21 protein-coding genes are annotated in these 20,651 nt (G+C 71.1%); 8 read left to right on the forward strand and 13 right to left on the reverse strand.

Annotated elements, in window-relative coordinates; genetic code table 11:
• Positions 1-2: 2 nt before the first annotated feature.
• Genes ACWDRB_RS12990 through ACWDRB_RS13000 form a run of 3 tightly spaced genes read right to left on the reverse strand, consistent with a single transcriptional unit; the run spans position 3 to position 4,296 of the window.
• The gene (locus ACWDRB_RS12990; RefSeq protein WP_449893422.1) at positions 3-1,391 is read right to left on the reverse strand and encodes a class II fumarate hydratase; all 1,389 of its coding nucleotides are present in this window, start codon (positions 1,389-1,391) and stop codon (positions 3-5) included.
• A 44-nt stretch (positions 1,392-1,435) separates the two neighbouring features.
• Positions 1,436-3,151, reverse strand: coding sequence for a protein kinase domain-containing protein (locus tag ACWDRB_RS12995; RefSeq protein ID WP_449893425.1), 1,716 nt, complete (start codon positions 3,149-3,151; stop codon positions 1,436-1,438).
• A 35-nt stretch (positions 3,152-3,186) separates the two neighbouring features.
• Positions 3,187-4,296: a serine/threonine-protein kinase gene (locus ACWDRB_RS13000; RefSeq protein ID WP_350725660.1), complete on the reverse strand. Its 1,110-nt coding sequence runs from the start codon at positions 4,294-4,296 to the stop codon at positions 3,187-3,189.
• Between the two features lie 747 nt (positions 4,297-5,043).
• On the opposite strand from ACWDRB_RS13000, the gene ACWDRB_RS13005 reads away from it, so the two are divergent.
• Positions 5,044-5,232 carry a DUF5999 family protein gene (locus ACWDRB_RS13005; RefSeq protein WP_350725658.1) on the forward strand — a complete coding sequence of 63 codons (189 nt, stop codon included), beginning with the start codon at positions 5,044-5,046 and terminating at the stop codon, positions 5,230-5,232.
• Positions 5,233-5,433: 201 nt separating this feature from the next.
• On the opposite strand, the gene ACWDRB_RS13010 is transcribed toward ACWDRB_RS13005, so the two are convergent.
• A complete protein-coding gene (locus ACWDRB_RS13010; protein WP_350725656.1) occupies positions 5,434-7,086 on the reverse strand; it encodes a fumarate hydratase in 1,653 nt (550 codons plus the stop codon).
• Between the two features lie 26 nt (positions 7,087-7,112).
• Positions 7,113-7,991 carry a DMT family transporter gene (locus ACWDRB_RS13015; protein WP_350725654.1) on the reverse strand — a complete coding sequence of 293 codons (879 nt, stop codon included), beginning with the start codon at positions 7,989-7,991 and terminating at the stop codon, positions 7,113-7,115.
• A gap of 68 nt (positions 7,992-8,059) precedes the next feature.
• On the opposite strand from ACWDRB_RS13015, the gene pdxR reads away from it, so the two are divergent.
• Positions 8,060-9,466 carry a MocR-like pyridoxine biosynthesis transcription factor PdxR gene (gene pdxR / locus ACWDRB_RS13020; protein WP_449893429.1) on the forward strand — a complete coding sequence of 469 codons (1,407 nt, stop codon included), beginning with the start codon at positions 8,060-8,062 and terminating at the stop codon, positions 9,464-9,466.
• 49 nt (positions 9,467-9,515) lie between these two features.
• Positions 9,516-10,454 (forward strand): Gfo/Idh/MocA family protein, encoded by a 939-nt coding sequence (locus ACWDRB_RS13025; RefSeq protein ID WP_449893431.1) that lies wholly within the window; start codon positions 9,516-9,518, stop codon positions 10,452-10,454.
• A gap of 6 nt (positions 10,455-10,460) precedes the next feature.
• On the opposite strand, the gene ACWDRB_RS13030 is transcribed toward ACWDRB_RS13025, so the two are convergent.
• From ACWDRB_RS13030 to ACWDRB_RS13040, 3 genes are read right to left on the reverse strand one after another with little or no spacing between them, the layout of a single operon-like run.
• Positions 10,461-11,633 carry an MFS transporter gene (locus ACWDRB_RS13030; protein ID WP_350725648.1) on the reverse strand — a complete coding sequence of 391 codons (1,173 nt, stop codon included), beginning with the start codon at positions 11,631-11,633 and terminating at the stop codon, positions 10,461-10,463.
• Positions 11,634-11,672: 39 nt separating this feature from the next.
• Positions 11,673-12,380, reverse strand: a complete 708-nt coding sequence (locus tag ACWDRB_RS13035; RefSeq protein ID WP_449893433.1) for a DUF998 domain-containing protein — start codon at positions 12,378-12,380, stop codon at positions 11,673-11,675.
• A gap of 52 nt (positions 12,381-12,432) precedes the next feature.
• Positions 12,433-13,152 (reverse strand): SDR family oxidoreductase, encoded by a 720-nt coding sequence (locus tag ACWDRB_RS13040; RefSeq protein ID WP_397373914.1) that lies wholly within the window; start codon positions 13,150-13,152, stop codon positions 12,433-12,435.
• Between the two features lie 74 nt (positions 13,153-13,226).
• Between ACWDRB_RS13040 and ACWDRB_RS13045 the strand changes: the two genes are divergently transcribed.
• A complete protein-coding gene (locus ACWDRB_RS13045; protein WP_449893436.1) occupies positions 13,227-13,778 on the forward strand; it encodes a TetR/AcrR family transcriptional regulator in 552 nt (183 codons plus the stop codon).
• A gap of 74 nt (positions 13,779-13,852) precedes the next feature.
• Positions 13,853-14,503: a DUF1707 SHOCT-like domain-containing protein gene (locus ACWDRB_RS13050; protein WP_449893438.1), complete on the forward strand. Its 651-nt coding sequence runs from the start codon at positions 13,853-13,855 to the stop codon at positions 14,501-14,503.
• Positions 14,504-14,507: 4 nt separating this feature from the next.
• Here ACWDRB_RS13050 and glpX read toward each other — a convergent pair whose 3' ends face one another.
• Positions 14,508-15,542, reverse strand: a complete 1,035-nt coding sequence (glpX, locus tag ACWDRB_RS13055) for a class II fructose-bisphosphatase (protein WP_355197306.1) — start codon at positions 15,540-15,542, stop codon at positions 14,508-14,510.
• 240 nt (positions 15,543-15,782) lie between these two features.
• Between glpX and ACWDRB_RS13060 the strand changes: the two genes are divergently transcribed.
• From ACWDRB_RS13060 to ACWDRB_RS13070, 3 genes are read left to right on the forward strand one after another with little or no spacing between them, the layout of a single operon-like run.
• Positions 15,783-16,391, forward strand: coding sequence for a TetR/AcrR family transcriptional regulator (locus ACWDRB_RS13060; protein ID WP_350725637.1), 609 nt, complete (start codon positions 15,783-15,785; stop codon positions 16,389-16,391).
• A gap of 11 nt (positions 16,392-16,402) precedes the next feature.
• Entirely contained in the window at positions 16,403-16,930 is a 528-nt protein-coding gene (locus tag ACWDRB_RS13065) for a DUF4245 domain-containing protein (protein WP_350725635.1), read from the forward strand.
• A 20-nt stretch (positions 16,931-16,950) separates the two neighbouring features.
• Positions 16,951-17,220, forward strand: coding sequence for an exodeoxyribonuclease VII small subunit (locus ACWDRB_RS13070; RefSeq protein ID WP_350725634.1), 270 nt, complete (start codon positions 16,951-16,953; stop codon positions 17,218-17,220).
• A gap of 14 nt (positions 17,221-17,234) precedes the next feature.
• Here ACWDRB_RS13070 and ACWDRB_RS13075 read toward each other — a convergent pair whose 3' ends face one another.
• From ACWDRB_RS13075 to ACWDRB_RS13090, 4 genes are read right to left on the reverse strand one after another with little or no spacing between them, the layout of a single operon-like run.
• Positions 17,235-17,831, reverse strand: coding sequence for an MBL fold metallo-hydrolase (locus tag ACWDRB_RS13075; RefSeq protein WP_397373917.1), 597 nt, complete (start codon positions 17,829-17,831; stop codon positions 17,235-17,237).
• 10 nt (positions 17,832-17,841) lie between these two features.
• Positions 17,842-18,198, reverse strand: coding sequence for a VOC family protein (locus tag ACWDRB_RS13080; RefSeq protein WP_350725630.1), 357 nt, complete (start codon positions 18,196-18,198; stop codon positions 17,842-17,844).
• Positions 18,199-18,223: 25 nt separating this feature from the next.
• Complete coding sequence (gene xseA / locus ACWDRB_RS13085; RefSeq protein ID WP_449893442.1) at positions 18,224-19,447, reverse strand: exodeoxyribonuclease VII large subunit; 1,224 nt, start codon at positions 19,445-19,447, stop codon at positions 18,224-18,226.
• Between the two features lie 27 nt (positions 19,448-19,474).
• Entirely contained in the window at positions 19,475-20,560 is a 1,086-nt protein-coding gene (locus tag ACWDRB_RS13090; protein WP_449893444.1) for a hypothetical protein, read from the reverse strand.
• Positions 20,561-20,651 lie beyond the last annotated feature (91 nt).

Consider the following 20,651-nt stretch of genomic DNA (forward strand, 5'->3'; position numbering starts at 1 on the left):
GGTCACTGAGGCCGGGTCATCGACAACACATCGAGCGCGGCGTCGAGCTGCTCCTCAGTGAGGGTGCCGTCGGCCACGTGGCCGCGCTCGATGACCACCTCGCGGATGGTCTTGCGCTCGGCCAGGGCCTGCTTGGCGATCTTCGCGGCCTCCTCGTAGCCGACGTACCTGTTCAGCGGGGTGACGATCGACGGGGACGACTCGGCGTACTCGCGCAGGCGCTCGACGTTCGCCGTGATGCCGGCGACGCAGCGGTCGGCGAGCAGCCGCGACACGTTCGCCAGCAGCCTGATCGACTCCAGGATGTTGCGCGCGATGATCGGCAGCTGCACGTTCAGCTCGAAGTTGCCGGACGCGCCGGCGAACGTGATCGCCGTGTCGTTGCCGATGACCTGGGCCGCGACCATGGCCGTGGCCTCGGGGAGCACCGGGTTGACCTTGCCGGGCATGATGGACGAGCCGGGCTGCAGGTCGGGCAGGTTGATCTCGGCCAGCCCGGCGCGCGGGCCCGAGCCCATCCAGCGGAGGTCGTTGGCGATCTTGGTGAGAGAGACGGCCACCACCTTGAGCTGGCCCGACAGCTCGACGATCGAGTCCTGCGCGCTCTGGGCCTCGAAATGGTCACCGGCCTCGACGAACGGGATGCCGGTGGCCTCGGCCAGCTTGGCGATGGTCGCCTGAGCGAAGCCCGGCGGGGTGTTGATGCCGGTGCCCACGGCCGTCCCGCCCAGGGGCAGCTCGAGCACGCGCTCAAGGGCTGTCGCGACGCGCAGGACGCCGTTCTCGACCTGGGTGGCGTACCCGCCGAACTCCTGGCCGAGCCTCACCGGGGTCGCGTCCATCAGATGGGTGCGCCCCGACTTCACCACCCCGTCGAACTCGATCGCCTTCTCCCGCAGCACCGCCGCCAGATGCCTGAGCGAGGGCAGCAGGTGGAAGGTCACCTCCGTCGCCGCCGCCACATGGATCGAGGTGGGGAAGACGTCGTTGGACGACTGGGAGGCGTTCACGTGGTCGTTCGGGTGCACGGGACGGCCGAGGCGCTCCTCGGCCAGCGTCGCGATCACCTCGTTGGCGTTCATGTTGGACGAGGTGCCGGAGCCGGTCTGGAAGACGTCGATCGGGAAGTGGGCGTCGTGCTCATTCTCGGCGACGTCGGCCGCCGCCTGGGCGACGGCCTCGGCCAGGTCCTTGTCGATCACGCCCAGCTCGCCGTTCACCTCGGCGGCCACCGCCTTGATCAGGCCGAGCGCGGCTATGTGGGACGGCTCGAGAGGGCGTCCGGAAACCGGGAAATTCTCCACTGCCCGCTGGGTCTGCGCGCGCCACCTGGCGCCTGAGGGCACGCGCACCTCGCCCATCGAGTCATGCTCGATTCTGAACTCGCTCATGACTTCCAGTCTGACCCACGACCGCCTTACGGCCGCGGCGCGGGTCAGCTGGAGAAGAGCGCGACGATGAGTACGGCGATCACCACGGCGGCCGCGGCGGCCACCGCCATGAGCACCAGCATCCCGTTGCGGTTGCCCGAGGGCTGCTCCGGCTGCCCGGCGATGGCGAACAGGTCGGTCCCCAGGCCCTTGCCCTGCTGCGGGACCTGCTGGCCCCCAGGCGGGGGCGGCTGCTGCTGGGGGCCCGGCTGCCGGGGGGCGGGCTGCCGGCCCGCGGGCGGCGTGGTGGGCGGATAGACCTGCTGGCCGGGCGCGGGCGGGAGCTGGATGCGCGTGGTGACGACCGCGCCCTCGTCGCCGGGCCCCTGCGGCGGCCTGCTCTGCTCCGGAGCCGGCGGGAACGGGCCCTTGGGGCGCTGGACGCTGACCGTCCGCTCGGGGTCGAACCCCGCTTCAGGAGAGGCTGCGGCTCCTTGAGGGCCGGATTGCGGCTGGCGCTGAGGCGCGGCGTTGCGCGGCACGGTGGGCGTGCCGGGGCTCGTCATCGGCCCATGCGGCCCTGACGCCGGCCCCCGGCCCGGGCCACCGGGCACCGGGCCGCCTGGCGCGCCGACGGGCCCTCTGGGCGCCTGCGAGCCAGGACCCTGACCTGGGCCCTGGCCTGGACCCTGACCCCGGCCGGCGGGACCCGGGCCCCAGGGCGGCTGGCCGCCGGGAGCGCCCGCGCCTCCGGGCCCGTACGGCGCGGGGCCGGCGGGCCCGGCCTGGGGGACCGGGGGTTTCTGCACAGGGTTCGTCTGGGCCTGGCCCGGATTCTGCTGGCCCGGATTCTGCTGGGCCGGATTCTTTTGGGCTGGGTTCTTGCCGGCGAACGGGTCGGGCAAAGCGGCCTCCTGCGCCATGAGAGCCTCAGCCGTGATCGCCGGCATGTCGCTCGTGGGGGTGTCGGCGACCATGCGCAGCAGGGTCTCCGCCTTGGCAGCGTTGAGGCGCTGCCGGTAGTCCTTGTTCAGCAGCCCGTTCAGCACGGGCCGCAGCTGACCTGCCTGCGTGGGCGGGTCGGCGCTCTCGGTGAGCAGCGCCGCCAGCGTCTCCGCGATCGTGGCCCGCTCGTAGGCCGGGCGCCCCTCGACGGCGAAGTAGAGCGTCGCCCCGAGCGACCAGATGTCCGACTCGGGGCCGGTGTACTCGCCCCTGGCACGTTCCGGGGCCGTGTAGCCGGGCGAACCGATCACCATGCCCGTTTTCGTCAGCCGCGAGTCGCCCTCGGCCTTGGCGATGCCGAAGTCGGTGAGCACCACGCGCCCGCTCTCGGTGATGAGCACGTTGCCCGGCTTGACGTCGCGGTGGGTGATCCCCTGGGCGTGCGCGGCGCGCAGCGCCCCGAGCAGGTCCACGCCGATCTCCGCCACGAGCCGTGGCGGCAGCGGCCCCTCCTCGTCGATCACCTGCTCCAGCGATCGGGCCTCGATGAGCTCCATGATGATCCACGGGCTGTCGTCCTGGATCAGGACGTCGTGGATGGACGCCACCGAGGGATGGTTGATCCGCGCGGCGATGCGGCCCTCGCGGACCATGCGTTCGCGCAGCTCGGCCCGCTGGTCGTCAGTGAGTCCCGGGTCCTGGCGGATTTCCTTGACCGCCACCTCGCGCCCGAGCGCGCGGTCGCGGGCGCGCCACACGGTGCCCATCGTGCCCCGGCCGAGCGGGGCTATGAGCTCGTAGCGCTCCGCGAGCAGGCGTGTCTGCTGTTCCGGCATGAGAAGAAGATATCGATTCTCGCTTGGGAAGTGCTTTACCCTCGCTTGCGAAGTTCTCTTGGCCAGAACCGCCGAGGAAGGCACAACTTTATCACCGTCGCTTTGAAACGGGCATAAGCGGACGGCGTCGGCCGCGCTTCGACGCGCTTCCTGTGCACGCCCTCACCGGGCTTGCGCTCCTGCCTGGGCACCGGGACAGACAGCGCTGTCGTGGAGACGTCGGCCCTGTGAAGCCCACGATGCGTGGGCCTGCGTGTGAAAGACGGCGGGTTGATGGTCGGCCCGGAACGTACGGGCTTGCGCGGGGCCAGCGGCTCCTCGGCCGAGCCTCCGGCGGCCACCCTGGCCAGCATGAGCGAGGCCCGTACGGAGTCGAGCCTGGTCGCGGGGTCGATCCTGAGCAGCGCGTCAAGCACGGGGGCCAGCGGCCCGGCCTTGGTCATCGGGATCGGCTCGCCACTGGTCAGCGCCGCGAGCGCGGCGGCGGCCGTACGGCGCCCGTGCAGGCCCCTGCCCTCGACGGCGGTGTAGAGGGTCGCGCCGAGCGACCACAGATCGCCCGCCGGGCTGGCCTTCGAGCCCAGCACCCGCTCTGGAGCGATGTATCCCGCGGACCCCAGGACGATGCCCGCCTGGGTGATGGAAACGTCACCTTCCAGTGCGGCCAGACCGAAGTCGGTGAGCACCGCGCGGTCCTCGGTCACCAGCACGTTGCTCGGCTTGACGTCGCGGTGGAGGATCCCCTTGGCGTGCACGGCGCGCAGCGCCCCGAGGATCTGCCGGCCGATCTCGGCGGCCCTGCGCGGGTGGAGCGGTCCCTGCTCCTGGATGAGCTGCTCCAGGGACTTGGCCCGCAGCAGCTCCATCACGATCCACGGCCGGTCGTCCTCGGTGACCACGTCGAAGACGGTGATGACCGAAGGGTGCGCGACCATCGCGGTCGCCCGGCCCTCGCGCTCGGTGCGCGCGCACAGCTCGGCACGCAGCTCCTCGTCGAGCACGTTGGGCAGGCGCACTTCCTTGACCGCCACGTCGCGGTCGAGCAACTCGTCATGTGCCCGCCAAACGGTGCCCATGCCGCCGCGTCCGACCGGCTCCATAAGCCGGTAGCGCGCGGCGAGTAGGTAACCGGAGGGCGCACGCATGCCTGGCAGCTTACCTATTTGTGTAAACCGACCAGTAGAGGCGCGGCCGATAAATTGTTGCGAACTTAAGTCAACCCGCCTGACTCGTGACGTCAGCAAACCTCCTGGCCAGATCGGCCCAGTTGATGAGGCCCCGCGGATTCTCGGCGCAGTCCGGGCGCGCGTTCCGATACAGAGGGTAGCCGGGGAGGCTCCCGGGCCGGCGCCGGCGAGGCGTGGCCGCGGGGTCCTGCCGTCTCTTGGCAATGTCGAGGGAGTCAGATTGGTCCAGCCTCGCGGACGGCCTTACCCACGGCCCGCACGGGCCTGCCGCACCGGCTTTCCTGAACGCGTTTGCGCAGCTCGGCGGCGATGTGTGTCGTGCGGCACACTCGCGGGCCCGTTAAATGTGCATGATGCAAGGCAGGGGACTTTCAGGTGTACGGCAGGCTGACGGACAGGAACTGAGGGGCCCCGTCAGCGAGTTGTAAGGGTCCCGTAAGGGGGCGGGGGCATGGTACAGCCATGAGAGAGGGAGTTCTCCCACAGGCCCGCAAAGTGTCGGTGCCCGGCGTCAGAATGAGGGCGAACACCAAGGCTCCACCACTAACGACAGGTCGTTGAAGGACGTGATGAAGATGCGCCAGACCCAGGTTCGCACCCGGCCGAAGAAACCGAGCGGGATCGCTCTGGACCTTCGCACGCCGTCGGGGCGCAAGCTGCCCTTTTGAAAGCCATGAATCAGGAGCGCAATCTGAGAGGTGCGCGATGTGCTGTCACTACCCCGCTTGCCCGAGTGCCGACTCACCCGACCGTGAGGCCTCGCACGTGATCGCGGCCCACCCCGACCAGGGCTGGAGCCTGCTCTGCAACGGCGTCGTGCTGTTCGACGACACCGGTCTGCTGCTGCCCGACGGCACCGTCGTGGCGCCGCACCGGGCCCCGGTGGCCGCCTGAGCCGCACCTCGCCCGCGCCAGGGGCGTATCCGGCTCACTCGCCGCCACCCTCAGCTCCCGCCTCCGCGGCGACCCGGCCTTCCGGGGTGACACCGCCCCCGGGGCCGGCGACTCTCGCGCCTGGCTCGCCCGCCCGCCCCCAAGCCCCGCCCCACCGGCGGTCGGCCGCGCCGGTGGGTGGAGCCTCAAGGGATCAGGCGGTCAGCGGCGGCCGATCGTCAGCACGGGGCCGGTGCGGTCGGTGAAGAAGTCGTCGCCCTTGTCGTCCACCACGATGAACGCCGGGAAGTCCACGACCTCGATCTTCCACACCGCCTCCATCCCCAGCTCGGGATACTCCAGCACCTCGACCTTCTTGATGCAGTCCTGCGCCAGCCGGGCCGCGGGCCCGCCGATGGAGCCGAGGTAGAACCCGCCGTGCTGCTGGCAGGCCTCCGTGACCTGCTTCGACCGGTTGCCCTTGGCCAGCATGACCATGGAGCCGCCGGCCGCCTGAAAGCGCCCCACGTACGAGTCCATCCGCCCGGCGGTCGTCGGCCCGAACGAGCCCGACGCGTACCCCGAAGGGGTCTTGGCCGGCCCGGCGTAGTAGACGGCGTGGTCCTTCAGGTATTGAGGCATCTCGCCGCCGTTGTCGAGCAGCTCGGCGATCTTGGCGTGGGCGATGTCGCGGGCGACCACGAGGGGGCCGGTGAGGGAGAGGCGGGTCTTGACGGGATATTTCGTGAGCTCGGCGAGGATCTCGGGCATGGGGCGGTTGAGGTTGATCTGGACGACGTCGTCCGAGAGGTGCTCGTCCGTCGTCTCCGGAAGGAACCGCGCCGGGTCCGTCTCCAGCTTCTCGAGGAAGACGCCCTCAGGGGTGATCTTGGCCAGCGCCTGGCGGTCGGCCGAGCAGGAGACCGCGATGGCCACCGGGCAGGAGGCCCCGTGCCGGGGCAGGCGGATGACGCGTACGTCGTGGCAGAAGTACTTGCCGCCGAACTGCGCCCCGATCCCCAGCTTCTGCGTCAGCTCGAAGACCTTGGCCTCCATCTCCAGGTCGCGGAACCCGTGCCCGGACGCCGACCCCTCCGTGGGGATCGAGTCGAGGTAGCGGGCGCTGGCGTACTTGGCGGTCTTCAGCGCGTACTCGGCGGAGGTGCCGCCCACCACGACGGCCAGGTGATACGGCGGGCAGGCCGCGGTGCCGAGCGAGCGGATCTTCTCCTCCAGGAAGGCCATCATGCGCTTCTCGTTGAGCACGGCCTTGGTCTCCTGGTACAGGAACGACTTGTTGGCCGAGCCGCCGCCCTTGGCCATGAACAGCAGCTTGTACTCGTCCGGGTGGCCGTGCGGGTCCTCGGCGTACAGCTCGATCTGGGCGGGGAGGTTGTTGCCGGTGTTCTTCTCGTCCCACATGTTCAGGGGCGCCATCTGCGAGTAACGCAGGTTGAGCTTGGTGTACGCGTCGTAGACGCCCCGGGAGATGTGCTCGGAGTCGAGCCCGTCGGTCAGCACGTGACGCCCGCGCTTGCCCATGACGATCGCGGTGCCGGTGTCCTGGCACATGGGCAGGACGCCACCGGCGGAGATGGAGGCGTTCTTGAGCAGGTCGAGCGCCACGAAGCGGTCGTTGCCGCTCGACTCGGGGTCGTCGACGATCTTCCGGAGCTGGGCGAGGTGCGAGGCCCGCAGGAAGTGGGAGATGTCGTGGATGGCCGTCTCGGTCAGCAGCCGCAGCGCCTCCGGCTCGACCTCGAGGAACGTACGCCCGGCCGCCTCGACCTTCCGCACCCCCTCCGACGTGATCAGCCGATACTCGGTCTCATCGGCTCCCAGCGGCAGCAGGTCGGTGTAGTCGAACTCGCCCATGTCCATCCTTTCGGTCCCCCAAGAGATTACGCGCCTCCGGGAGATCCCACTTCGCTGACCGCCTGCGACCGTCCGGCGGTCAGGCCGACCAGGATGCCGGCGATCACCAGGCCCGCGCCCAGCAGGTCGTACGCGGTCGGCATCGCCACGCCGAGCACCGCCCCCGTCACGATCGCGCCGACCGGGATGATCCCCGCGAAGAGCCCGGCCCGGCCGGGGCCCAGCTTGGGCAGCGAGCTGTACCAGAGGAAGAACGCCACCACGGTGACCACGGTCGCCAGGTACGCGAACCCGAGCGCCTCCGCCCACGTCGGCGGCCGGAACATCCCGGCGCCCTCGTGCGCCAGCCCGATCACGGCCAGCAGCGGCACGGCCAGCGCCGTCGAGTAGGCCGACACCCTGATCGCCCCCAGCCGCGGCAGCAGCGGAATGGCCAGCATGGAGAAGCACACCTCGCCCACGAGCGCCCCCAGCGCCCACAGCAGGCCGGTCAGGTTGCCGCTGCCGAGCCCCGTGGCCAGCGTCGCCCCGGCCACCACCACGCAGGCCCCGGCCAGCAGCCGCGGCGCGGGCCGCCCGCCGGCCAGCGCGAGGGCCAGCGGCACGGTGCCGAGCACGGTCCCGACCAGGGCCGGCCCGGCGGCGCTGGTCGACTCGATCACGCAGACGTTGAAGATGACCAGGCCGAACAGGGTGAGCCCGGCGAGGCAGAGCAGCTCGCGCGGCGTGAGGCGGACGAACCGCAGGCCGAGCGCTCGCGTTATGACAAGCAGGATGACCGACGCCACGAGATACCGAACGGCCTGTCCGCCGTATATGGGATAGCCGTCCACCAGTCCCGACACCCCGGCCAGCGTCCCGACGAGGAACATGGCCGAGGCCGCACCCACGATGCCGTTTCTCATGCGAAGGATGCTAGGGAGACAATGGTTCGCGTAAACAGTCCAATGTCCCGCCAGAAGACAGGACCAATATGGCTGACCTCCATATCCAGATAAATCGCGATAAGGGGGGAATCGCCGGGCAGATCGCCTCCGAGCTGCGCGACTCCATCAGGGGCGGCCGGCTGACGCCGGGCACCCGCCTGCCCGCGACCCGCGACCTCGCCACCGACCTCCAGGTCTCCAGAGGCGTGGTGGTGGAGGCGTACGAGCAGCTCGTCGCCGAGGGCTTCCTGGTCTCCCGGGTGGGCGTCGGCACCCAGGTCACCCCCAAGACCGCACCCCGGGCCGCCCCGCGGCAGAAGACGCCTCCCCGGCCCAAGCCGGTGCGCCGCGCGTCGAGCGCCCCCGTGTGCGGGCCGTACTACGGTCATCGCCCCACCTCTCCCGACCTCAGCCACTTCCCCCGCGAGCGCTGGCTTGCTGCCGTCAGGCACGTCCTGACCACCGTACCCTCGGAAGCCTTCGATTACGGGGACCCTGGCGGGGTGCCTGAGCTGCGAGAAGAGCTGGCCGGCTATCTCCGGCGGGTCAGGGCGGCGGACGTGCGCCCCCAGAATCTCGTCATCGTCGGCGGCGTGGCGCAGGGCCTGAGCCTGGTGCTGCACGTGCTGAGCCGGCAGCGGCCGATCCGGCTCGCCGTCGAGGACCCGACGAGTCACCGCCAGGCCCCGCTGCTGCGGCGCGCGGGCGCGCACCTGGTGCCGGTGCCCGTGGACGAGGAGGGCCTGGACGTGCGGAAACTGAGCGGCGACGCCGTCCTGGTCACCCCGGCGCACCAATATCCGACCGGCGTGGTGCTCTCGCCGCCGCGCCGGGCCGCCCTCATGGAGTGGGCGTACGCGGGCAACCGGGTGATCCTGGAGGACGACTACGACGCCGAGTTCCGCTTCGACCGCGACCCCGTCGGCTGCCTCCAGGGCCTGGCCCCCGACCGGGTGGTCCTCTCGGGCAGCGTCAGCAAGGCCCTGGCGCCGGGGCTGCGGCTCGGCTGGGTGGCCGCGCCTCCCGACCTGGCGGAGGCCGTCCGCCGGGCGCGGGGCGAGCTGGACCTGGGCTCGCCGGTCGTCGAGCAGTACGCGCTGGCGCACTTCCTGCGTACCGGCGGCTACGACAAGCACCTGCGCAGGATGCGCCGCGAATACCGCCGCCGCAGGGACGCCCTGGTCAGGGCGCTGGCCGAGGAGCTGCCGGAGGTGCGGGTCAAGGGCATCGACGCGGGCCTGCACGTCTACCTGGAGCTGCCGGCCGGCTGGGACGAGCTGAGGGCCGCGCGCGTCGGGCAGGAGCTCGGCCTGTCCGCCGAGCCCGTGGGGCCGATGCGCGAGTCGGCGGGGCCCGCGGCCATGGTGGTGGGGTTCGCGCGGCTGCCGGCGCACAAGGCGCTGGACGCCGTACGAGGCTTGAAGGTCAGAATGTCAGGACAAAATGTTGACTGAGGCAGAAGGGCTCGCTTAGAAAGAAAGCCTGGTCCTGATTGGAGGCGTCATGCGTGTGGGACTGCTGGGTCTGGGCAGAATCGGAGCCTTTCACGCCGCGACCCTGGCCGCGCATCCGCTGGTGGACGAGCTGATCGTGGCCGATCCCGTGCGCACGTCGCCGTACGGCAGGCCGGGGGACCCGTTCGAGTCGGACGCCGTGGTCATCGCGACCCCGACCGGCACCCACGCCGAGCTCATCATCAAGGCGTGCGAGAAGGGCATCCCGGTCTTCTGCGAGAAGCCGGTCGCGGGCACCGTGGACGAGACCGTCAAGGTGCTGGAGGCGAGCGCGGGCAACCGGGTGCAGATCGGGTTCCAGCGCAGGTTCGACCCCGGTTACGCGGCGGCGGCGGTCGCGCTGCGCGCCGGTGAGCTGGGGGAGCTGCACCGCGTTCACCTGATCACCGCCGATCCCGCGCCGCCGCCCGCCGCGTACATCGCGACCTCCGGCGGCATCTTCCGCGACTGCCACATCCACGACTTCGACATCCTGCGCTGGGTGACCGGCCGCGAGGTCACCTCCGTGTACGCGACCGGGGCCAACCGCGGCGCCGCGTTCTTCGCGGAGGCGGGCGACGTCGACAACAGCGCCGCGCTGCTCGCCCTGGACGACGGCACGCTGGCCACCCTGCAGGGCTCCCGCTACAACGGCGGCGGGTACGACGTGCGCATGGAGCTGGCCGGCACCAGGCGCACCCAGGCCGTCGGCCTGAGCCCACGCGCCCCGCTGCACTCGGCAGAGGGCACGCCGAGTCCGCAAGATCCCTGGCCCGATTTCGTCACCCGTTTCGAGACGGCCTACCGCAACGAGATCGACGGCTTCCTGACCAGCGAGCAGAGCCTCTGCACGATCGAGGACGCCCTGGAGGCGCTGTACGTGGCCGAGGCCGCCGACCTGTCGCTCCGCGAGCGCCGTACCGTCGAGGTCGCCGAAGTGCGGCGGTGAAGCCGCTCAGGCGGCGGAGGGGTTGGGGGTCTGGCGCCTGGGCTCGAAGCCCGGGGCGAGGGCGATGATGACGGCGGCCAGCACGAGCGGCGCGGCGAACGCCCACCGCAGGCCCGCCGCGTCCGCGATCCCGCCCACCAGGGCCGTGCCCACGACGAAGCCGATGTAGTTGAAGAGGTTCACCCGGGCGATGGCCACCCCGGTCCCGGCCGGGTCGAGCTTGCCCGCCGCCGAGAACGACTGCGGCGCCACCACCGACAGCCCCACCCCGGTCAGGCCGAACGCGACGATGGCCAGCGGCTGGGTCGGGGCCGCGACGACGCCGAGGAACCCCAGGGTGGCGATCAGGCCGCCGATCCTGACGATGGCCGCGGGCCCGTACCGCCGGACCGCGAGGTCGCCGCCGAGCCGGACGGCCAGCGTGGTCGCCTGGTACGCGGCGTAGGCCAGCGGGACCACCTGCGGACCCGCCGAGAGCACGTTCTTCATGAACAGGGTGTTGAAGCTCGACACGGCGGAGTCGCCGATGTACAGGAACCCCATGGCCAGGCAGAGCGGGATGATCGGCCGCCAGGGGAATCCGCCCGCGGCGGCGTCGGCGGGGGCGTCCTCGACCTTCTCCTCCTCCGGCGAGCACAGGCCGCGTCCGAACACGAGCGAGCCCGCCAGCGCGAACACCATCGGGACCGACATGATCACCGGGAGCGGCAGGGTGGCGGCCACCGACGCCCATCCCGCCGCGAGCATGCTGAACACGCTCCACAGGCAGTGGAAGCCGTTCAGGACCTGCACGCCGTACCTGCGCTCGACCGCCACGCCCTGCATGTTCATGCCCGCGTCCACCGCGCCCAACGCCACGCCGAACACCAGGAGCACCGGCACCAGCAGCGGCACGCTGGGCGCGAGCCCGACGAGCACCACGGCGAGCGCGACCACGGGCTGGGCGACGCGCAGGAGCAGCCTGCTGCCGAACCGGGCGGCGAACGTGCCCGCCGCCACGCTGCCGACGCCCGCGAACACGGGCACGATCAGCAGCAGGAGTGTCAGCGCGCCCTCGTCGAGGCCGTGCTTGGCCTGCAGGTTCGCGACCTGGACGAGCAGCGAGGCGAAGGACAGGCCCTGTACGGCATAGACGACGTACGTGGCGATGCGGGCCTGACGATCACGCGAGGACGGCACGACGGCCTCCTGATGGGGGGAATCAAACGTGAGGCTGGGTCAGGTTAGCGGCCCGCCACTCCGTTCCGCCAGCCCACAAACCCTGGCATCGACCTGCTTTTCGGGCAGGCGTCCGGTTTGCTCTGTCGTGTCCAGCCGCTTGGCGGCGGCCCAGACGCCGAGCGCGAGCAGGGCGCCCACCTCCGTGACGGCCATCCCGCGCTCCACCAGGCCGAGCGGCATGACGCGCCACCACGCCAGCCCGTTGCGCGCCCCGATGAACATGGCCGCCGCGATGCCCGCCACCCACAGCACCGAGCAGATCCCGAGCCCGAAGGCCACCAGCGTGGCCCGCGACCGCTCGCGGTGCCGCCAGGGCCTGGCGATGATCACCGCGGCCAGCGGCAGGCTGAGGAAGGCGACGAAGCTGCCCACCCGGTGGATGCTCCCGCTCAGGCTCGGGCCGACCGACCAGTCGTGCTTCTCGAACCACGCCGTCATGAACAGCCCCACGCTCCACCCCATGAGCGCGACGGTGCCGAAGACCCCCGCCAGCCGCTGGCGTGCCAGCGACACCCCGATGGCCGCCGATCCGACCGCGAGCAGCCCCACCGCCAGCCCGAAGATCCAGCCGTCAGGGCCGAGGCCGTGCTCGCTGATGGTCCGCCTGATCGGGTTCATCTCGTCGAGGCTGGTCAGCTCCAGGCCCAGGATGACCACTATGCCCGCGCCCGCCACACCTAGACCCCATCGCGCCGGTTGATGCACGCACACACCTCCCTTTTGCCGGGATCAACGGCGTGGAAGGGCCTGGGATTCCTCAGGCCTTGAGCCGCGCCCCTCCGTCGACGGTCAGGACGATGCCGGTCGTGTACGCGTTGCGCACCACGTACTCGATCGTGGCCGCCACGTCCTCGGGCCGGCCCACGCGCCGGACCGGCAGGCTCTCGGCGGCGCCTTCCATGAACGCGGCCCGCGCCTCGTCGCCGATCTCCGACCACCAGTCGGTGTCGATCACGCCGGGGGAGACCGCGTTCACCCTGATGGGCGCCAGTTCGACGGCCAGGCCGGGCACCGCGGCCTCGATCGCGCCGTTCACCGCCGCCAGCGTGGCGATGCCGGGCAGGGCCGCGCCGGCCGAGGCCGCGGTCACGAAGGTGATCGAGCCCTCCGGGTTCAGCACGCCCAGCGCGGCCTGCGCGGTCAGCAGATGGGGGACCAGCTTGTTCCGCACCGCCTCGGTCAGCCCCTCGCCGGTCAGTGAGCTCAGCGGGCCCGCGCCGCCGCGGCCCGTCACGGTGACGATCAGGTGGTCGACGGTGCCCAGGCCCTCGAACAGCGCCCGCATCGCCCCGGTGTCGCGCGCGTCCACGACCTGCCCACTCACTGGGCCCCGCGCCTGGTCTCCGAGCTGCTTCAACGCCGAACGCAGACGCTCCTCCGAGCGGCCCGTGACGACCACCTCGGCGCCGCCCGCGGCCAGCCGGGCCGCCGCCGCAAGGCCGATGCCGGACGTGCCGCCGACGATCACTACTCGCATCTTCGTCGTCCTCTCATTACGAGACATCTTGCCTCGAATATAAAACGAGGCACCGTGTCTTGTAAAGTGGGCGCATGGTTGGCAGACCACGCAGCGAAGCGGCCAGGAAGGCGATCCTCCGGGCGGCCCTCGACCTGTGCGCCCGCGACGGATACCAGAACGTGACCATGAAGGGCATCGCCCAGATCGCGGGCAGCGGCAGGCAGACCGTCTACCGCTGGTGGCAGACCAGGGCGCAGGTCCTGCTGGAGGCCCTGACCGACGTCCTGGCCGAGGAGGTGCAGGGGCTGCCGGACACCGGGGAAGCGCGGGCCGATCTGGTGACGTTCCTGGAGCAGACGTTCGCGCTGGCGCGGGGGGTCGCGGGGCAGGTCGTCGTGGGGCTGATGGCCGACGCCCAGTCCGACGCGGAGCTGGCCGCCGAGCTGCGGGCGAAGCTCATCGATCCCCGCCGCGCCGCCCTGCGCGCGGTCCTGGCGCGCGGCGCCGTGCCGGATGACGTGGACCTGGAACTGGCCGTCGATCTCGTCTTCGGCGCGATGTGGTACCGGCTGCTCAACCGCCACGCCGAAGTGAATCAGGAACTGGCCGAGGAAATCGCCGGACTTCTGGCGCGCATCAACTGATTCTTGCGACTTACGGAGCGCATCTGCTGATTTGGCACGAGCGATTATCGCGGGCGCCGGTTATCGTCGGATGTGTGAACGAACGCGCGCAATCGTGGCTGCCGAAGCTGCAGGAAGTCGGAGAGCGGCTGGCCGAGGAGTGGGTGTCGGCCCGGCGGCCGCACGCGGCGAGCGACGCGCCGCAGCCCCACGAGCTCCGCGCGTCCGACGCCGATCGCGAACGCATCGCCCAGGTGCTGCAGGACGCGCACGCCGACGGCCGGATCACCCTCGACGAGCTCGAGGAACGGCTCGGCGTGCTCTACTCCGCGCGCACGCTGGGCGAGCTGGCCGCGCTCACCGAGGATCTGCTGCCCGCCGACCAGCAGCCGCTCAACCTGGACGGCCGCCCCGTGTCGGCCATCTTCAAGCAGGAGCAGCGCGGCGGGCGCTGGGTCGTGCCCGCCGAGCTGGACGTGACGGCCATGTTCGGCACCACCAAGCTGGACTTCCGCGACGCGATCCTGCAGAACCGGCAGATCATCATCAACGCCACCCTCGTCTTCGGCGGGCTGGAGATCCACGTGCCGGAGGGGCTCGAGGTCATCAGGGTCGCCAAGGGCAAGTCCGTACGGCTGACCAAGCAGCCGACCGAGCCCGGCGCGCCCGTCGTCGAGGTGCGCACCACGAACTTCGCGGGAGACGTGAAGATCAAGGAGCCACCCCGCCGCAAGCGCCGCCGCTGAGTCCTCAGCCGGCCGTATAGAAGTTGATCGCGCTGTACGCGCGCAGCTTCCAGAGCTGGTGCTCGCTCTCGATCTTGCGGATGGTGCCCGACCGGCCGCGCATCACCAGCGACTCCGTCACCGCCGCGCCGGCGCGGAACCGTACGCCCTGCATGAGCTCACCGTGCGTGATGCCGGTCGCCGCGAAGAACACGTCGTCGGACTTGACCAGGTCGTTCGTCGTGAGCACCTGGTCGAGGTCGTGCCCGGCGTTCACGGCCTTGGAGCGCTCGGCGTCGTCGCGCGGCCAGAGCTTGCCCTGGATCACGCCGCCCAGGCACTTGAGCGCGCACGCGGCCACGATGCCCTCGGGCGTGCCGCCGATGCCCAGCAGCAGGTCGATGCCGGTGCCCCCGCGGGCCGCCATGATCGCGCCGGCCACGTCGCCGTCCGTGATGAACTTGATCCGCGCGCCCGCCTCGCGGATCTCCTTGACCAGCCCCTCGTGCCTGGGCCGGTCCAGCACGACCACGGTCACGTCGGAGGGCGAGCAGTGCTTGGCCCTGGCGACCGCGTTGATGTTCGCGGACACGGGGGCCTCGATGTCGACCACGTCGGCCGCCTCGGGGCCCGTGACCAGCTTCTCCATGTAGAACACGGCCGACGGGTCGTACATAGAGCCGCGCTCGCTCACCGCGATCACCGACACCGCGTCCGGCATGCCCAAAGCCGTCAGCCGGGTGCCGTCGATGGGGTCCACGGCCACGTCGCAGTCGGGGCCGCTGCCGTCGCCCACCTGCTCGCCGTTGAACAGCATCGGGGCGTGGTCCTTCTCGCCCTCGCCGATGACCACCACGCCGTTCATAGAAACCGTGTTGATCAGCTGGCGCATGGCGTTCACCGCCGCGCCGTCGGCGCCGTTCTTGTCGCCCCGGCCGACCCACCGGGCCGCCGCCATCGCGGCCGCCTCCGTGACGCGCACCAGTTCCAACGCCAGGTTGCGGTCGGGGGCGTGCTCGCCCGTGGCGAGCGCGGGCGGTACGGATGTCTGATCGGACATGATGGGCAGCCTCCTAAGGGGAATCTACGTCGATCGTAGTTGTCCCCCTCTTCCCGCCCAGAGGCGGATAATCTGCCCATCTCCTGCCCGAGATGACCGCTTCCTCGCAGCAGGGACGGGTCGGGGGTGACATCGGTAAGCTTCGACAGGGTTGCCCTGCCATCACGGAGAACGATTTTTGCGCCATACGCTGTGCGCGCCAAAGATCTTGCCTCCACCATGGAGCCTGGAGGAGATCGCATGAGCGAAGTGGAAAACGTGGCCGCCCAGCCGCGGACGTCCGAGCGCGGCGCCGCCACCCGCAGCTCGCTGCTCGCCGCCGCGAGGGAGGTCTTCGTCTCCAACGGGTTCGCCGAGGCGGGCGTGACCGACGTGGTGGCCAGGGCCGACGCCAGCGTGGGCAGCCTCTACCACCACTTCTCCGGCAAGGCCGACCTCTACCTGACGCTGTTCGAGGAGTTCCAGGCCAGGCAGACCCAGCGGACGAAGCAGGCCGCCCGCTCGGCCCGCGCCGCCGGCGAGAGCGACCCGATGCGCGTGTTCATCAGCGCCGCCCGCGCCTACCTCGACGGGTGCCTGGAGGAGCGGGAGCTGGCCGACCTGTTCCTGCGCGGCGACGGGCCGCCCGGCTTCGACGTGGTCATGCGCGACCGGCTGCGCAAGTGGGCGCAGCTCAACGCGGCGCTGTTCGAGGACGAGAGCGCGCTGGTCGTCGTCGTCACGGGCGCTCTGGCCGCGGCCGTGTCCGAGGTCGTCCGCACGGGTGATCGCGGCCTGGCCGAGGAGGTGCTGGCGATCATCGGCCAGATCCACCCGGCCACGTCGGCGACCGCCTCCTCCAACGGGTAACCTCGCCAAGTGTGCGGTTCACCCAGGGTTTCTACGGTTACGCGGTAGCGCTGTTCGTCTGCCTCGCGGCGGTCGGGCTGTTCCTGCTGGTCGCCCCGCAGAGCCGGGAGCAGCACATACCGCGGCTCGAATACTCGATCACCGTCGCCAACTTCGGCCACTCGGTGCCGTACGGCGTGTGGGCGCCGCAGAAGGACCCGGCGGGCTGGATCCCCAACAGCAACAAGATCGCCAAGGGTGAGAACGGCGCCCAGGTCCTCTTCCTCGGCTACGCCACCGCCAAGCGCGAGCACGCGATGTTCACGCAGAGCAACGAGCAGCCGGCGGCCGGGTTCGCCAGCCGCATGGCCAACTCCGACAAGGCCGTCGGCACGCAGCAGGTGGACGGGGTGCAGTGGGAGCAGCGCTTCCGCGAGGACAAGAAGCAGCGCTCGCTCGTCCGCGTGCTGCCGGAGGTGACGCTCGTGATCTCCGGCACCGCCGACTGGCCGGAGCTCGCCGAACTCGCCTCCGTCCTGCAGCAGCGCCCCAAGGGCTGACGGAGCCGCCTGGTCTGCGGATGTCGGTCGCCCCGTCTAGGGTGGTGGTCGTGGCAGGAGACGAGAAGGCACCCTCATACGAGCAGGCCCGCGAGGAGCTGACCGAGGTGGTGCGCCGACTGGAGACCGGCGGGCTCACCCTGGAGCAGTCCATCGAGCTGTGGGAGCGCGGCGAGAAGCTGGCTGCGGTCTGCGAGGAGTGGCTCCAGGGGGCCAGGGTCAAGCTCGCCGCCGCCATGGCGCGCCGCTCAGAGCCCTCGGGGGGCAACTCCGACGACGCCCCCTTCTGACGCCCCTGGAGGGGTCAGGCGGTCTCGCGGGGGGCCAGCCAGCGGTAGCCGTGGTCGGTCGTCCGCGCCAGCCAGGCATTCGTGGTGCTCAGCCCGCGATCGTTGAGCTGCGCGTCGTGGATCCCGTACGCCCGCCGTGGCCCCACCGCCCGTACGAAGTCGATCGCCTCGACGGTCTTCAGCCACGACCCCTGCAGCGGCACCAGCAGCGTCTCCACCGGCTCGTCCGGCACGTGCACCGAGTCGCCCGGGTGATAGAGGGCGCCGTCGACCAGATAGCCGAGGTTCGGGCAGTCCGGCAGGCCGCCGTAGATCAGCGCGTGCCGCCCGCCGTGCGCCCGCACCCGGAAGCCCGCCGCCGAGAACTCCTCGCCCGCGCCCACCGGCGTGTACGGCAGCCCGTCCAGCCCCGCCCCCGCCGGCGCGAACACCGGGACCCCGGCCCCGAGCAGCCGCAACACGTCCACGTGATCGCTGTGTTCGTGGGTGACGAGCACCGCGTCGGCCCCGTCCAGCGCGGACGGCTCGCTCCAGATCCCCGGGTCGATGACCAGCACGCGGCCGTCGAGTTCCACCCTGACGCAGGCATGCGTGAACTTTGTTAGCTTCACACCCCCCACGCTAGGTCATCAGGCAGAGCAGGTTCCCCTCGGAGTCCCTGAACGCGGCCATCCGGATCTCCCGGCCCCGTGCGCCGAACGTGCCGTCGTCGGTGAAGATCAGATGCGGCTCCTCGACCATCGCGACGCCGTGCGAACGCAGCCGGGCCACGTCCGCCTCCAGGTCTTCGGAGGCCAGGTAGAGCACCGTGGAGGGCGCGCCTTGCTCGATCAGCAGGCGGACGCCGTCGAGGTCGAAGAAGGCCAGGCCGGGCGGCCGGTAGGTGGCGATGTGCCGCAGGCCCAGCACGTCGCGGTAGAAGGCGGTGGCCCTGTCGAGGTCATCGGCGTGCTGGGCGACCTGCACGAGTCCTCTCATGTGCCGAACGTAGACCCCGGATCGCTCACGCGTCCGCGGTTTCGTCCGGCTCCTCCGCACGTACGGTCAGGCGGTCGTCGCTCAGGCGGATCGTCAGCAGCGAGCCGGGGGAGACGTCCTTGGCCAGGCGTACGACCTCGCCCGACGGGTGCTGGACGATGGCGTATCCGCGCTCCAGCGTGGCCGCGGGGGACAGCGTGATCAGGCGGGCCCGCAGGTGGGTCAGGTCGTCGGAGGCCCGGTCGAGCGAGCCGGACAGCGAGCGCCTGGTCCGGTCGCGCAGCGACTCGACCTGCTCGGCCCGGCGCTCCAGCTCGCGCACCGGGTCGGCCAGCGAGGGGCGCGAGCGCACCGACGTCAGCCAGGACATCTCGCGGTCGAGCCAGCCGCTCACCACCCTGCGGCCCCGGTCGCGGAGCTGGCGCACCATCGAGAGCTGCTCGCCGACGTCGGGCACGACCTTCTTGGCCGCGTCGGTCGGGGTGGACGCGCGCACGTCGGCCACCAGGTCGAGCAGCGGGCTGTCCTGCTCGTGGCCGATCGCGCTCACCACGGGGGTGCGGCAGGCGGCCACCGAGCGTACGAGCGTCTCGTCGGAGAACGGCAGGAGGTCCTCCAGGGAGCCGCCGCCGCGGGCGATGACGATCACGTCGACCGAGGAGTCGGCGTCGAGCTTGCGCAGCGCCTCGGTCACCTCGCCCACCGCGTAGGGCCCCTGGACGGCCACCTCCTCGACCTTGAACCGCACGGCCGGCCAGCGCCTGCGGGAGTTTTCCAGCACGTCGCGCTCGGCCGCGGAGTCGCGGCCGCAGATGAGCCCGATCGTGCCGGGCAGGAACGGCAGCCGCCGCTTCCTGTCGGCGTTGAACAGCCCCTCGGTGGCCAGCAGCTGCCTGAGCCGCTCCAGCCGGGCCAGCAGCTCGCCCACGCCGACCGGGCGGATCTCCAGCGCGGTGAAGGCGAACGAGCCCCTGTTGACCCAGAAGTCGGGCTTGACCTGCATCACGACCCTGGCGCCGTCGGCCGGCCTCGGCACGGCGGCCTCGTAGACCCCGCGCGGGGTGGTGACCTTGGCCGACACGTTGGCGACCGGGTCGCGCAGGGTCATGAACACCGTGCCGCCACGAGCGCTCAGGTCGGTGATCTGGCCCTCGACCCAGACCGTGCCGAGTCTGCCGATCCAACCGCCCACCATCTGCAGGACCGTACGGATCGGCAGGGGAGACTCGGGTGAGGTCTTCTCGCTCATGCCGGAAGACTACGGGGTCGGTACGACCTACTCTCCGGCCTGCAGCTTCGCCAGGCGGTTCTCGAACATCTTGATCACCTCGGGCCGGGACTTCGTGGCCTTCTCGAAGGTGAGGAAGTCGCTGATCTGCTCGGCGGTCTTGCCGCGCATCCTGGCACGCAGGGACGCGACGGTGAGCTCGGAGTAGCCGGGCAGCGGCTCGGCCAGGTCCACGGGGGCGGCGGCGACCGGCTCGGGCGCGGCGGCGGGCTCGGGGGCGCGGGCGGGCTCCGGCGCGGCCGTGGGCTCCGGGGCCACGGTCGCCTCGGGGGCCGCGGCGGGCTTCTTGGTGGTCCTGCGGGTGCGCTTCGGCTTGGCCTCGACGGCCTCCTCCGCGGCAGCCTCCACCTTGGCGGCCTCGTCCTTGACGACCTCTTCCTTGACGGCTTCCTCCGCGACGGCGGCCTTGGGCTCGGCCTCCGCGACGGCGGCCTTGGGCTCGATCTCCTCCGCGACTGCCGCCTTCGGCTCGGCCTCCACAGCGGCGGCCTTCGGCTCGGCGACCTCGGCGGGCTCGTCCGTGACGGTGGCCTTGGGCTCGGGCTCGGCGGGCTTCTCCGCGACCGCGGGCTCCGCGACGGCGGGCTCGGCGGCCTTCGAGGTCGCGGCGGGCTCCTCCGCGACCATGGGCTTGGGCGCCTCCGCCGCGGCGGGCTTGGGCTCGGCGGCCGGGGCGGCGGTCTCGGGGTTGGCGGTGGCCGCCGACTCGGACTTGCCCGCCGGAGCGAAGATGACGGGGTCGGGCTTGGTCTTGGCGACACCGTTGGGTTCGGCGGCGCTGGGCCGCGGCGCGAAGATCACCGGCTCCTTGCGGGCCGGCTTCTCCTCCTCCGCGGCCGGAGCCGCGGCCACCTGCTCGGCGGCGGAGGGGCGCGAGTCCTTCGACTCCTCTTCCTCCTTGTTGCCAAGGCCCTTGATGGAGTTCTTCACCCGGTCGACGACCAGCAGGGCCTGCCCGGCCGCGCTGAGTGTGGTCTGGATGAACAGGAGCGGAAGGTCCTTGGCCTTCTCCTTCAGCTCGTCCTTGTTGGTGACGGTCTTGGCGATGTTGCGTATCACGTCGCTGAGGGACATGACGTCTCCCTGGGAGGTCAGTAATGGACGGCCAGTTTGGCAAACCGCGGGCAACCACGCACGCGCAGGCCTGATGGCCGCTCCACGTAGC

This window comes from Nonomuraea sp. NPDC003707, assembly GCF_053587055.1.